The organism is Paenibacillus foliorum (assembly GCF_013141765.1).
In the GTDB taxonomy this organism is placed as follows: Bacteria; Bacillota; Bacilli; order Paenibacillales; family NBRC-103111; genus Paenibacillus_S; species Paenibacillus_S foliorum.
On the sequence record NZ_WHOD01000102.1, the window covers coordinates 98338 to 111909 of the forward strand.

The window sequence follows — 13572 nt, forward strand, 5'->3', positions numbered from 1 at the left end:
TCATCTTGTAATAAAACTCCACTCCATTACAAAATCTGAGAAAACAAACCCCCGGCTCCACTTTTATAGCGCTTCTGGAGGTTTGTTTATTCAGTCTTAAGTTAATTCTTATTTATTTCGCTTTCGCAGCTTTTTCCGTTAATATCCCTTTGTTCGTTTGTTCTTCTATCATTCTTAAAGCCGTTGCTGAATCCTTGGATTCTCCGAAAATCAATGGAGCAAATACATTGTGCAACGGCACATCCACATGCGTTAGGCCATTAGCGCGAGCTGCCGGAGGCATGGCGTTTTTGCTGGCGAAGATCGCTTGGGTATGCTTGCCTTGCAATTGCGGCAAGTTTTTACCGAACGCCTCTTGTACCTTCTGGCTTTCCAATGGCCCAATGATCCCTTCCTTGGAGAAATTAATTTGCATTTCCTCAGACAGAAGATAAGCTATGACCTCGAATGCCTTATCCTTCTTGGTTGATTGCTGTGCAATATAAGCGGCGTACATGTTAGGCTGTGCTTTTGTCTTAGGGACATCCGCGAAGGATGGCATTGCGGCGATATCAAAATTCAAGTTTTTATTTTGCTCATACCATTGAATAATTTTCTCAGATACGTGTACACTCATCGCCATTTTCCCTTTAGGGAAGTCATCAACGGAAGTAAACTGATTAGCCGGAATTTCATAGAACCGTCTTAGGTTATCCACTTCTTTTTTCCAACCATCCGTGCTTAATTGTGCCTTATCTTCCGTTAGGCTAAGTGGTGGCAATGAAAGCTGATTGTACGTCATATACAAGCCAGGATGCTGCTGATAGCCTTTATATGTGTTCTCGCCTTCGACACGAGTTAACTTTTTGGCTAATTCATAAATCTCATCATAGGTCATTCCATCCTTAGGATAGTCCACGCCGAACTTATCAAAGATGTCTTTGTTATAGAAAAGCACGAAATCGCTCAATTGGAATGGCAGCCCATATATTTTTCCTTCTGGAGTCATATTCTTCATCTGTGCCATGGCAGCCGGGTTCAATTTACTCGTATCGAAATTAAACTTTTTGATTAGCTCGGTCATGTCGTATTGTAGATCATTTTTCAAAATATATCTTTCATAGTTCATCCGGGCATTATCAATAATAATGTCTGGAATCGTTCCTGCCGCAATTAAATCCTTATACTCTCTACCTTTATCCCAGTGGACATGCTTAATAGTGAGATCCGGAAACTTCTTCTTTAAATACTGACCAACCTGTTTATCCCAATTTTCCTCTTTAGCGTAGAAAGCAGGGTATGAAGTATAAATAAATATTTCATTATCCGGTGCTTTTGTCGTTTTACCGGGATCTGGATTTTTTTCATTTGCAACAGGATTGGCTGTACAGCCTACCATAACTGAGCATGCCAACGCGACCACCATTGATGTTTTGAACATTTTTTTCATATGCGGTTTGAAACCTCCCTTAATAGTTAACCAACCTGTACACGCTATTCCGTACCTCCCTTTAAGGCGAGCACTCTTTGTGTAAGCGCTTTTAAAGCGTGCAAAAATGAAATTTAAATGTCCAGGTCAGTTTTCAATCTTATCTATTACTTTAATACGAAGCATCATGATTTGCATTGGGGGACTATTCCACTTTTATAGGTTGTTAGTTGCATCTTTCCTCTAACGAATCGATTCCATCATTATCCCTTACTTGCTGCCAATCGCCCATTGAACCGCTGCATTAAACAGCTTCCAGCCCTCATCGGTCTGGTTGATCTCTTCGCCTCCAACCAAATAAAAATATACTTGACGGGCCGGAAGCGGCTCATTATTCATATTTTTGGCGCCTTTTTCAAATACACAAATTGCAGCCTTTTGATCATTATCGGGGGCAGAGGCAACAATCACTCCTCCTTTACTAGGAACGGTGAAGCCAATCTTGCCTTCCTGTTGGTAAACCTCCACGTTTCCCTTCAATCCGGCTGCGATAGGGTGGTCAGCGGCTTTTATTGTTACTGATTTTCCAGCGAAATCTCCGTTGTCCGTATCTGTTTCTTTCCCCGCCAAGTACAGATCGCCCATATTCTGAGACTCAGCATAAATGACCGGCACGGGAGATGCTTTCAATTTACCGCCCACTTTATTTGAGTTCACAGTCGAGCTTACGAATACGAAGGTGTACCCCACAGCTTTCTCAGCGGTTAAATCTTTGTCTGACGATACTTCCACCTGGTATCCAAGGGCCTTGATATGCTTGATGACAATGCCATCCCCGCCGTTTTCCCTGCCAACAAAAAGTGCTTTTTTACTCTTATCCGGTACACTATTTGTTGAGGAGGAACATGCCGTTATGGAAATCAATATTAGGACTGTAAGCATAAGGCTTACCACTCGAGCCATTACATTCACCTCCTTATTCTGAGAGTTAATTTTTCCCGGTTGTCCACTGAACAGCTGCATCGAACAGCTTCCAGCCTTCATCAGTTTGGTTGATTTCTTCACCATTGAACATATAGAAATACAGCTCACGGGCAGCGACAGGATCCCCTTTTACATTCTTTACACCTTTCTCATAGGCAAAAATAGTCGCCTTCTGATCCTCCTTCGGTACCGTAGCTATGACAATAGCTTCTTTACCCGGGATGGCAAAGCCCATCTTTCCGTTATCCTTGTATACGTCTATGGCACCTTGCAGCCCTGCTGCCAGAGGGTGCTTGCTATCTTTGATCTGAATGGTTTTCACTGTGTTAGCACCAACAAAAGCACCGAAGGAATCGACATCGGTCATCCCCGTATCACTCGTTGATTGAGGCTCCGCATAAATGACAGGTACTGGTGTTTTTACGAATATATCCTTAATTTTACCGGAATTAACCGACTCACTCACATAGATCAACATATGACCGTTAGCACTTTCCGTTTTAAGATCTTTATCGGCTATAACTGTAACTTCCATGCCATGCTTTTCCTTCAAACGCTTGATAACAATGGCGTCTCCACCGCTGTCTCTTCCAACGAAGAGAACCTTTTTCCCATTACTCTGTGTTTTAGTAGTATTCGATGCCGGTTGATTCGCGAGCTTTGCCACATCGGGGGGTACAGTACTGCAAGCCATTAGGGTGAAAATCATCATTGCGATCACTGCCATATTCAACAATCGTTTCATAGATATAATCCCTCCTAGTATTGGTTAACTTACTTTTTTACTTTTTCCCGCTAAGCGCAGCCCACTCAATTGCCGCATCGAACAGCTTCCAGCCATTATCCGTAAGCTTAATTTCTTCACCGCTAGGCATGGAGAAAAATACTTGGCGCGCAGGCACGGCTGCGTTGGACATATTTTTGGCGCCCTTCTCATAGGCAAAAATCGCCGCCTTCTTGTTGTCCCCGCTTGCTGAGACTTGAGCGATGATAGAAGCCTCCTTAGCAGGGAAGAGCCCATAGCTTACTCGGCCTTCTTCTTTATAGAGAGCAACGGTATCCTTTAACCCTGCGGCAATCGGATGCTTGCTGTCGATAATTTGAACGGTTTTCAGCTCCTCATCCTGTCCGAATTTCTGAACACCCACCAACCCCGCATCACTTGCTGCTTGCGCTTTAGCGTACACAACGGGTACCGTAGAGCTTTTTAATTTAACATCGATTTTGGAGGAATTGACAGACTCGCTCACGTAAATCACGCCATAGCCATTCGCTTTTTCAACCGTAAAATCACTATCTACAATATCCATAACCTGATAGCCCAGCTTTTTCAAATGACTGATGATAAACGGATCTCCGCTGCCTTCTTTCTTTCTGATTAACATAACCTTCTTGGCATTCGCCTCTGAATATCCATCCGAAGAAGGGCCTCCACCTGTAGATAACGAGCAACCCATAATGGAAACTATCATCACAGCTGCTGCAAGTAGTGCCAATAATCGTTTCATGGTATAATCCTCCATTTCTTTTGTTTCATTTCAGCGGTCTGACCGACAAAGGCAACCTCGCGAATAATTATTCACAATTGTGGTTATTGCGGGAAAGGGATGGTACTCCACCGCTCTTGAAATTTAAGTTGTCACCTCGCGAATAATCATTCACGAAAAACAAATCGTCGGCCAAACACCTGCTCTCACTCCTACTCCACCAAGCCCGTTCTTTCAACGCCTTCAATGAACCAGCGCTGCGTGAACGTATACAACAGCATTGGCGGTATAATCATTAAAAAGGTTGTCGCCATTCGAATCGCTTCATCTGTAACAGACGGCCCAAACTGCTCAGCCTGCTGCCGAAGCGCCGTAGCGATACGCGATATCCCCATGGACAAAGGAGCTGTTTCGATATCAGCCAAATACATGCTTGGTAAATAGAAATCATTCCAGGTCCAGACAAAGGAGAACAAGAACACAACCAGAATAGCTGGTTTTGCGAGCGGCATCATGACTTTATAGAAAATCTTGAACACATTGGCTCCATCAATTCGGGCCGCCTCCTCCAGCTCCTTAGGCTGTGTGGAAAAGAATTGACGGTAAATGATAACGAACAATGCACCCTTCAAGCCGAGACCGAAAAAGGCCGGAACAATGATCGGATAAATCGTATTTAACAGACCCAGTTCTCTTGCATAAATAATATTCGGCAGAATCGTAACCTGCATCGGCACAATAAAGGTCAACATCAGGAAAAAAAACATCAAGCCTTTAAAAGGAACCTTCAGTCTGGCAAAAGCATAACCGGTCACAGCGCAGGATATAGTCTGCAATATGGCAACCGATAAAGCCATTATAAAGGTCAAGCTTAAGGCTTTCGGATATTTCAGCCATTCCCAGGCCTCCTGAAGGTTTCCGAAGTAGACGACCCTAGGAAACCAGTTGACGGATGGATCCAGCAAATCGGTTGAATTTTTGACCATAGTGGTCACCATATGAAGCACAGGCTTCAAATAAATATAAGCGGTATCCAACAGAATCAGGTAAATAAACAGTTTAAACAGCAGCCCTTTATCCGCTTCCCGACCCAGGATTACGAATTTGGCCTTTTTCAACCAGAGAAGTATCGAAAGCTCCTGCTTGTCTTTCAATTTCAAACCAATCATAGCTTCACCCCTACAAAAAGTTGTGTCTTTACTTCACATCCGTCGATCACATGCTTTGCTCTTTAGCTGGTCTGTCTTTGCGATTTGGTAGCTCTATGGAAAACGATGAAAATAATTGCCAGGAAGAAACTAATAATAAGGAAATAAATCCAGATAAGCGCACTATATTGACCATACTCACTGTCTCTGACCCTTTGTAGAATTGGATTGGTTGGGAAGGTGAACAGATCAACTACCGTATAAATTAAATTCACAAAAATAAACGGCGTCATAGCTGGAAGTGTAATTTTCCAAAAGGTTTCCCATGGACCTGCACCATCGATGCGCGCCGCCTCATAAGCCGAATTGGATATCGTCTGTCTTCCCCCTAGGAAGATCAATATTTGTACCCCGGAATACCATAGGATTAGCACAAACGAGTCTAGAATACCTACTAACGGACCTGACCAGGTCGAGGAAATATTAGATTGAATAAGACCGGAAACATTATATTTGGACATAAATCCGAGTTCACCCTCACCCTGAGTCAAAAACTCCTTAACAACCTCTCCTGTTGAGAGAATGACCGGAAGGAAGAATACGGCGCGAAAAAAGGTGCGTCCGGCAAAATTCTGGTTCAATATGATTGCAATCATTAGCGCAAAGAGCACAATAATCGGAATCATGAACAGAGCCTGCCTTAGAAACGGCAGCAAATCATTGTATAGAATGCTCCCGTTTTCAAACAGGATATAATTATAATGGGTCCATCCTACATACTCAGTCGTTGTTCTTGTAGCGGTAATCGTCACTTTCTGAAAGCTCATAAACAAGGAATAGCCGATAGGAAATGCCATGAATACGAGAAATCCAATAAACCATGGAGCTATAAAGATCATTCCCTCGAGATACTCGGAGAAGGACGCACGAAGTCTTACATTTTTTTTCATCACTTAGCCCCTCCTCCTTGGATGAGAATGTAGCTTAGAGCAGGAACATCCAGGCCACCGTCTCGATACGGCTCCAAATTATAATTGACTACAACACGCTTTCCATTGGCATAGGTCGTTTCCTTTACGTTATTTGCCAGCGTCTTATGACTGCTAATGAACTGGTTCTGCACATCGCCAAGCGCTTCGTTATATTGCTTATACTGCTCTGCAGCGAATGACTCCCAGCTCGGGAAGTAGGTATTGTAGTAACGGATTCCATAAGCGTTCACATATTCTTTCGTTTCTGCCCTTGTGAATATGAACGAAGGTACAGCACCGTATTCGATATCACGTAAAAAGTCTTTCACATCCTCCTGCCGGTTGTTCACATATTCAGATGAATAGGTGATTAAACCGTGGGCAGCGATCTGCGCAAACGGTACAGCCTCATCCGTAAAAAGATCGTAGGAATGATCATAAATCATCGTTTGGATGTGATTAATATAAGGCAGGGCATAGAAATTAGAGCTTTTGCCCCTTACACCGCCGAGCTCTTCCTTAATATTCTTCAATATTCTTTCCTGCGTATTTCTCGCTTCATTTCTTGGAGAACCATAGCCCGAGTTATAATCGCTGAACAATCGCTGTCCAGTCCGGTTAACAGCAAGACCATCGATGCCCATTTCCTTAAATGCTTTTAAATCCTTCTTCATCGTCGCTTCATTAAACTTCTCGCTTACCATTGGAACCCGCGAATTGTTATATAACAAACCAAGCGTTATACTTCTCCCTGCCAAATTGGTCATAGCGTGATATTTCTCATCAAATCCACCGCCACCCGTATTATTAGCGGCATACTCGGTATCCAAATAAACTCGCGATTTAGTGCTATGAGCATAATCAATGAACGCTTTCATTCCACTATCTCCACCGATTCGCGAATCAACTGGCAGCGTTTTACCGAAGGAACTGTAGCCACCGTTCTGCCATCCCATAAATGTGAACGACATGTTTTTCACACCTTTGTTCTGCAAGGACGTGACCATTTGGGTAGCGTCACTAGTATTCGTTAGGTTCAAATAGCGGTCACTAACTATTCCCTTCTCCCTGTCCCCACCAATAATATCTACATGCATCGGCAAGTTAGGATCAGTAACATCCAGTGGCTTTAAGCCTTTTTCCTTCATCAAATAGTCTCGATAGGCTTGAGCCATTCCCACATAATCCGACTTCGTTTTATCCAAAAGATAGTAGCGTACGACGCGATCACTGCCGAATAACTCCTCCTTGTTATAGGCGGGAAACCCCCATTCATCCGGGGAATTTCGGCTTGTGAACTGGAGGTAGCTAGCACGGAAATTCATTTGTGCGGTGACCCAGTTATAGTTGCTTAAAACACCTGAAGGGGAGGCAACAATCTCAGCATACTCCTCACCTTTATCTAGTACGGCAACAAAAGCTTTGGAATCAGCCTTCATACCAAATACCGGCATCATAATACGGTTCCGGTTGTTGCTCATGCCTCCGAAAGCATTGTCTTGCCCATACACGCTTTCATCGTACAGCTTATTCACATTCAACTGGTTTTCTTTGAACCGAATTAACGCTCCAGCCCCATCGGGTATGAGCATATAGCCATCCTGTCCAGCGGAATAATCCGCACCTAGGAATGGAAAGAGTCTCACCCAGACGAGCCCCATATTGGTTTCTTTAATGCCCTCACGTACAATTTTGGTCTCAACGTAATCTTTTTCAACTTTAACCTGTACAGGAATGGTGAATCCCGATGCAGGCAGCTCATAGACTAGCGAAAACCCGCCAGGAATCGTCTGAACGTCCTTCACTCGCCCACCCTCAGCGGCAAAGTTCGTTTCCTTAGCTTGTAAAATCGTTTTCGAGAAATCTACATATTGAACCATGAGCGGCGAGCTCAAATGCTTTTTCCAATTTTCAGAGATTGTTTCCTGGCCCCAATATTGCGGATTCGGATACGAACGATACACGTTGCCATTCCTCTTATCCTCCACAATAAAATGTCCCGTTTTCTCATCCATATTTAAAAGGAGCGTATCGCTCTCTGCCACTTTTTTAAAATCACTGTCCTTAGGAAGCTGAGCGAGAACACTGTTTTTGGCAGCCCCAGACCCTGAATCGTTCTGTGCTGGTGCGAAGGCCCGTTCCTTTTGATCAGCCTTGAATTCGAACTTCATCTGGGTGATAAATAGCAGCACAACGGCCAAGAGTAAGACGGTAACGTAGGTTACAGGTTTATTTAGTTTGTTTATCCATATCATCTTAAGATCAACTCCTGGCCCATTTCATAAAATAAGGAGATCAAATCGTTAGTCAAACCGGCCGTAACAAAGAGCAAGACACCAATAACCAACATCGTGCACAAGGTGAGGAAAATGTTCAATGCAGTCTCTCCAACGCTGTAGTTGTGAATGCACTGGATTTTCCAGAACATCAGCAGCCCTATCCACACTAACATTCCATTGGCTACAAAGCCGTACATGGATGACTCGTGCAGTGTCAAGAAATTTGAAATAATAGCCAGCGGTATGCCAATAACAATATAAGGAACCAATGCATAAGCACTGCCGATAAAAATATCTCTAAACCGTCCCTCGCCACAATAGATCGAGCTGACCAAGTAGTTGGATATAATCCAGGCAATCCATACAATAAAAAATTGCGTGAAGATGGAATAGATATCTATGGAAGTAACGTTGTTAAAGGAAAAGCTCGTCACTAGCTCCTTGACCAGCAGAGCCCCATACACGCCCAATAATATAAGGATGGCACTGCGATAGCTTCCTTTACCTTCATAGCGTACTGCCACAAATCCATCTATAGGATGCTTCATTGTATAAAATGCATGTCGGACATTGGCCATAAATTTGGTTTTTGGCCTTTGACTCCGATTACGTAAGCGGCTTCGAAACGCACTCTTTTCGGTTAGCTTATCAACGACTATCCATAGAATGCTTCCGAATAAAAGGATACTTGCAATCCAAGAGAAATTGGCCTGAAACCATTGCATCCGAATTTGCCAAAAAGATTCGGAGTAATCTTCCTGATCTCCAGCTTCTTTAAACATCTGTCTGGCATCCTCATATTGCTCTTTTTTGAACGCGGATTTGGCTAACCCCAGAATGGCGGGAGTAAACTGTGCATTCATACGAAGCACATCCTGCCAAGGCTTTTCTCCTGCCTCATAGTAGCCTGCGAGGGTTTGTTGATTCGCTTGATCCACCTTTTGCCCGAACTCGGATAAGCGGAATACTTGGACAATATTTTCCTGATCATCGAGAACGAACAATTCATTCCGCGAGTTCACGTCCAAAGCAACGGGACTTTTCAGCAAGCCTACCTGAGAGGAGCCAACAGCCGAGGGACCCCCCCAGAAATATAAAAGATTGCCTGAAGCATCGTAATTGCTGATGTACTTGAATTGCTGATCGACTACGATCATATTGCCGTTCTGGTCAACCGCTATATCGATCAGCTGCGGAATACTTGCACCGGTTTTACTAGTAGTCGGCTGTACATCTAGTGCACGATATTCACCAAAAGATTTCTGGGAGCTGCGAAGTAAGTTGTCGCCTTTAATATTTAGCTTCTTTAATTGGTCAATCTTGGCCGTTCCGCCAGTGACCGTGTAAATATAGCCATTTTTATCCGTTGCGACACTGTTTATCGTTTCTGGTCTCTTCGCTACTTCGTTGGCATACATTTCCTTTGTATAAAGCTTTCGCTTTAATGCGTCCAATGGAGAGAGCGCCGTTTTGTTTGCACCGAAGAAGCCTTGGAACTTGCCGTTCGGATCAAGCAGCATCAAGCCTTCGTAGCCACCGCGGATCGCAATGTACAGAAAGTCACGATCATCCACCATCACTTTACCTGGCTCAAAAACGAATGTATCGGCGATAAATCTCGATTCCGGACGTTTAAATTCCTTCAATAGCTTACCGGTTTTGTCCAGCTGAAGCACCCGCTTGTTACCTGTGTCTGCGATATAAATATCGCCGTCTTTGGTTACAAAGACACCCTCGGGCTTGGAAAACGGGCTTTCCGGTAATGTAATGTACCGCAGCAGCTTACCCTTTTCATCCATATGGACAATCCGGTTATTCCCTGAATCCGCGATATAAATCTCATTGTTCTTATCCACGAAAATATCCTTTGGATTCTTCATAGATGATTTCATTTTCACTTGTGGCTTAGCTGGATCCGGCACATATAAATCCTGACCAATAACACCTGTCGGATAGTAAGCTGGTTGAAGCCAAATGAGGTTGCCATAACTATCTTTGGTAAAAGTAGAATATTTAACTGCAGCGTCAACAGTTCCAGGCAGCAGCAGTGCCGTACACAAGATGAGTAAAGCGAGGAACTGCTTCCACCCGCATCTTATTTTCATGCTCGAACCTCCGTTTCTACATTCAATCGATACAATTTGATCGGGTCGAACAATCCGTATGGACGCAACCGATATTCTGGTGTGTAATCGCTGCCCGATTTGCGGAACGATGCCCAGCTTGTCGTTGAAGGCTCCCCCGACAGATGATGGAACGGTCCCAGCATATTACGAGGACTTCCCATCACTTCGATATCTATCCGATTCTCTCCATCTAGAAGATGCTCCGTTAGATCAAGAAGATTAGCAGCCCGCCAAGGCACATGCCCTGCCAGATGGCCGTTAACTCTAACTTCCACCGTAACCGCAGAATAGCCCTGAAGCTCCAGCAAAGTCCGAGTCTTCACTACGTTGTTTCCCAAGATGTTGAAATGATAGATCATGCTTCCGCAATAATGGAAATAACCTTGAGTACACCAATCGCCTAACGTTAATGTCTCTGGCTCCGCTATAATCTCCCTGTCGATATCCACCCCGAAGTCACCCATGAGATAAATATCCTCTACTTCCATTCGATTATGATAGCTGCAAGATAAAACCAGCTCATTCATTCCTTCTCTTATTCCAGGGAGAGGAACTCTATCGAATGACCGATCGAGGAACCATCCATCTGGGTGATTAGGCACAGCTGAACCATTCAGTGTTATTTCATAGTACTCTGCAGATTCCACCACTAGATAAACCTGCTCTTGGGGCAATACAGCTGCATGAAAAGTGAATTTGAGCTGCACAGGGGTGCCATTCCCCGGATGTGGCTTGTTAATCCATTTATATCTTTGTTCAATACCGTTGTAATAAACCTGCCTCATACCAAGAGCATCTCGAATCTCTTTTTGTGCCAGCCATACATCCACCTCTTCGGACCACTCTTGCTCATTAAATCGATAAGAGCAAGTGTCTAGAGTCAGCACATTGGGCATGGTGCGGGTATATCCACTGATTGGTCCAAGCTCCAACACAGCTTCGATGCTACCATCTTCAAGAGGATGTTTAACCTTTGCTGCGGCTGCTATATCCATCTTACATATTGAAGCTTGTTTCTTATCCAGTATGTATAATCTCGAATCTGCCGGGCCAAATTCTGCTATGAAGTGGATATAACCATCCTTCACTTCTACTTCAACTGCCTTCACATCGCCGGTCAACGCTGACCACTCTTCCAAGCTGCCGCTGCCTTCCATGGCAATCCGAACCTGGTGTGAGCCTTCACGATCATTGTTGACCAGAAACAACGTACGGCAGTCATCCGCTTCTCTTAGCATATACAGAAACTCAGGAGCCTCCTTGGCATCTTCATGAGTCACGCTGACCCGCCTAGGCGAAATATGAACCAATGCCTCTATCGTTTCTTCAACGTCTTGAACTTGTAAAAGGTTAGGATGCCCGTACAGCTGAGAAAGCAGCTCAGTTGGTCTGCCCTCAAGCATTGACGGCTGTTGTCCAACAGCAATAACCTTTCCCCCTGCATCCAAGAAATCAGCTAGCAGCCGATACGTGCTATGCAGCATCGTCTGAATGGGCGGAATCACTACGATACTATATTCGGCGAGGTTCACAGCCAGCTTATTTCCGCGTACGGCTCCTGTTTCCGCCATAATCGTTTCATCGCCAAGGTCATAATCGTAATGACCCTTTAGCAGCTTGCCCAGAAACGAGTTGAATTCATGTCCGAAGGTGTTCGTTGCCGATACATCCCTATCTTTGCCCCGTGCAGGGAAGCCGTAAGGTCCTGTGCCGACCATGCTCCATGCTGTGGAGGAGGGATGGAGGACAAGAATATCCCGGATAGGCGTCCCTTCCGTCAATACAGCCGATAGCTTGGCATAATAGTCTTCAATCACATAATTGTATTTCCACCAGCTTGTATTGTAGTTGAACACTGGCGGGTAATCCCGTTTCCTGCAGCCTTTAATCGAATAGAGCGCCAAATGCTGCGACCTCATATTAACGCCGAGCACATACTGGAAGTCACCTATCCATCTCTGTCCTTCGAACGTAAATCCCCAGCCCGTACAGCCGTATGTTTCTGTGAGCACGAACTTTCTCCCATATTGATTCGCTACGCTTGTGCATTGCTTCACTGTGATGTACTCATTCGTTTGCTCGTTCAGCATATCAATGCCGGGAACCTGCTGAAAACGATAATTGGGCATAACAGCTCCGCAAACGCGAGTAGCTGTGCCCATATTGTTTTCCCATAAATAATGGCCTGTAAAAGCGATTCCGTTATCCCCGCACCAATCACCCAGCTGCTTGGAGTAGGCTTCACTGAACCTTTCCGTAACCGTCCTCCAGTAATCATGGCGGGCTTGTGAGGAATACTCCCCATTAAAGTACATGAACGGTACGATATCCAGAAGGTCATAGCCCCTTCGTTCTTGAAAAAACGATGGAAACGACCACGTCCACGGAATCCAGCCCCGTCCTTCTGTAAACCTGCAGTGACGGTCATGTATGCTGGGCTCATCGGTGAACACTCCGCGGATCGTTGTGCCAAACTGCTCTCCAACCTCTTGCTTGTAGGCTTCATAGGTGGTTTCGATAAACGCCCGCACCGCATCCGGATTGAGATTGTCAGGCGGCGCTTCGTTATTAAACCATTCGCTATACACCGATACCTCTACACGAAAAACGAGCAATACTTCATCTTTATCCAACGTCGGTTTTTCATTTATTGGAAGCCGCTCACAGCGGATTAAGCTTCTCTCTTCGATCACTGCCTTAAACAAGGCTGCTGCATCGGCTAAATCCCACGAATTGCCCTGCTGGCATACCTCCATCGTTAATCCTTTGGCACGATAGGCGTCCCCGCCTCGAGCCTGTACAAGACCTCCTGCAAAACCGGATGGCCAGCGGTCCTCGTCATACAGCCATACCTGCATGCCCAGCTGTTCGGCGGTTTGCACGGCTGTACGGACGTAATCCATCCACTCACGCCCCATGTAATCGGTTTCCAGTCCATCTCGGGAATGGATGAAAAATCCGCCCATTCCCTGATCCTTCATTTGCTGGATTTGGCGGACCAGCTCTTCCTCCTGCAGGTCGTCATTCCATGCCCAGAACGGAGCTGATCTGTATTCAACCGATGGATGTTCGAATTTTCTGCGCAGCTGCACGCTTCCTGCCATGTGCAATCGCCTCCTTCTGCGAAAACCTGAGCTGCTAACAAGCTGCCGGTTCTCTTATCATGCGT

General features: G+C 44.9%; 9 protein-coding genes. All 9 read right to left on the reverse strand.

Going from position 1 to position 13572, the window contains the following annotated elements; all coding sequences use genetic code 11:
* Positions 1 to 112 precede the first annotated feature (112 nt).
* The 9 genes from GC093_RS27160 to GC093_RS27200 all read right to left on the reverse strand — a co-directional run bounded on the left by GC093_RS27160 (position 113) and on the right by GC093_RS27200 (position 13507).
* A complete protein-coding gene (locus tag GC093_RS27160) occupies positions 113 to 1429 on the reverse strand; it encodes an ABC transporter substrate-binding protein (protein ID WP_171655060.1) in 1317 nt (438 codons plus the stop codon).
* A gap of 249 nt (positions 1430 to 1678) precedes the next feature.
* Entirely contained in the window at positions 1679 to 2371 is a 693-nt protein-coding gene (locus GC093_RS27165; RefSeq protein ID WP_171655061.1) for a hypothetical protein, read from the reverse strand.
* A 25-nt stretch (positions 2372 to 2396) separates the two neighbouring features.
* A complete protein-coding gene (locus tag GC093_RS27170; RefSeq protein WP_171655062.1) occupies positions 2397 to 3137 on the reverse strand; it encodes a hypothetical protein in 741 nt (246 codons plus the stop codon).
* Positions 3138 to 3174: 37 nt separating this feature from the next.
* Positions 3175 to 3900 carry a hypothetical protein gene (locus GC093_RS27175; RefSeq protein WP_171655063.1) on the reverse strand — a complete coding sequence of 242 codons (726 nt, stop codon included), beginning with the start codon at positions 3898 to 3900 and terminating at the stop codon, positions 3175 to 3177.
* A gap of 191 nt (positions 3901 to 4091) precedes the next feature.
* The gene (locus GC093_RS27180) at positions 4092 to 5048 is read right to left on the reverse strand and encodes a carbohydrate ABC transporter permease (protein WP_171655064.1); all 957 of its coding nucleotides are present in this window, start codon (positions 5046 to 5048) and stop codon (positions 4092 to 4094) included.
* A gap of 62 nt (positions 5049 to 5110) precedes the next feature.
* Entirely contained in the window at positions 5111 to 5977 is an 867-nt protein-coding gene (locus GC093_RS27185) for a carbohydrate ABC transporter permease (RefSeq protein ID WP_171655065.1), read from the reverse strand.
* The gene (locus GC093_RS27190; protein WP_171655066.1) at positions 5977 to 8253 is read right to left on the reverse strand and encodes a DUF5696 domain-containing protein; all 2277 of its coding nucleotides are present in this window, start codon (positions 8251 to 8253) and stop codon (positions 5977 to 5979) included. The genes GC093_RS27185 and GC093_RS27190 overlap by 1 nt, the downstream gene beginning before the upstream one ends.
* Positions 8250 to 10382, reverse strand: coding sequence for a YIP1 family protein (locus GC093_RS27195; protein WP_171655067.1), 2133 nt, complete (start codon positions 10380 to 10382; stop codon positions 8250 to 8252). The genes GC093_RS27190 and GC093_RS27195 overlap by 4 nt, the downstream gene beginning before the upstream one ends.
* A complete protein-coding gene (locus GC093_RS27200; protein WP_171655068.1) occupies positions 10379 to 13507 on the reverse strand; it encodes a glycosyl hydrolase in 3129 nt (1042 codons plus the stop codon). Before GC093_RS27200 ends, GC093_RS27195 begins: the two co-directional genes overlap by 4 nt.
* Positions 13508 to 13572 lie beyond the last annotated feature (65 nt).

Bases quoted from the DNA above. Each gene is read 5' to 3' on its own strand.
- GC093_RS27170 (WP_171655062.1), bottom strand. From the start codon at position 3,137: ATGAAACGATTGTTGAATATGGCAGTGATCGCAATGATGATTTTCACC.
- GC093_RS27195 (WP_171655067.1), bottom strand. From the start codon at position 10,382: ATGAAAATAAGATGCGGGTGGAAGCAGTTCCTCGCTTTACTCATCTTG.
- GC093_RS27190 (WP_171655066.1), bottom strand. From the start codon at position 8,253: ATGATATGGATAAACAAACTAAATAAACCTGTAACCTACGTTACCGTC.
- GC093_RS27185 (WP_171655065.1), bottom strand. From the start codon at position 5,977: ATGAAAAAAAATGTAAGACTTCGTGCGTCCTTCTCCGAGTATCTCGAG.
- GC093_RS27160 (WP_171655060.1), bottom strand. From the start codon at position 1,429: ATGAAAAAAATGTTCAAAACATCAATGGTGGTCGCGTTGGCATGCTCA.
- GC093_RS27200 (WP_171655068.1), bottom strand. From the start codon at position 13,507: ATGGCAGGAAGCGTGCAGCTGCGCAGAAAATTCGAACATCCATCGGTT.
- GC093_RS27175 (WP_171655063.1), bottom strand. From the start codon at position 3,900: ATGAAACGATTATTGGCACTACTTGCAGCAGCTGTGATGATAGTTTCC.
- GC093_RS27165 (WP_171655061.1), bottom strand. From the start codon at position 2,371: ATGGCTCGAGTGGTAAGCCTTATGCTTACAGTCCTAATATTGATTTCC.
- GC093_RS27180 (WP_171655064.1), bottom strand. From the start codon at position 5,048: ATGATTGGTTTGAAATTGAAAGACAAGCAGGAGCTTTCGATACTTCTC.